Raw genomic sequence first — 589 nt, forward strand, 5'->3', positions numbered from 1 at the left:
GGTATTCCTTTACAGATGCTGAAGGAGTCATTTTGACAGGCTGGCAAGAAATTAAGGGGAAGACTTATTATTTCTCAGCGCCTTATGGCTACATGGTTGCTGGAAATGGAAGTGATTCACAGATTGAGAATAAATACTACTACTTTAATGATGATGGTGTTTTACAACGATCAACCTGGGAGGGAGATTCCTATGCCGATGCTTCTGGAGCATTCGTTAAAGAAGGTCTAAAAGAAGTAGATGGTAAAATTTATTACTTCCAAAATTACAATGTAAATAAAAAGGAAGTACGTATAGAAGATCGAGGGGTTATCCTTCACTTTTCCGACAAAGGTGTGCTTGAGAGAGTTTCTGATCTAAATGGAAAAGTTATAGACAGCGTTGTTAATGTTGAGTTGGACAACAAAATATTATCATTTAAGCATGACGGTTCGCTTTATAAAACAGGGCTCAACAAAAGTGAACAACTACTGGAATATTATAGTTTAGAAGATGGAATTTTCTATACCGGTTGGAAAATGATAGACGGTAAAAGATACTATTTCACAAATGGTCGCAATTACACGTTCAATGCTTATGAAAACATTGA

1 pseudogene is annotated in these 589 nt (G+C 36.0%); it reads left to right on the forward strand.

What is annotated here, in order from left to right:
- A pseudogene (locus JDS80_RS30690) lies at positions 1-589 on the forward strand (N-acetylmuramoyl-L-alanine amidase family protein); the annotation flags it as partial.

The organism is Bacillus cereus group sp. N8 (genome assembly GCF_016483685.1).
Lineage (GTDB): Bacteria > Bacillota > Bacilli > Bacillales > Bacillaceae_G > Bacillus_A > Bacillus_A proteolyticus.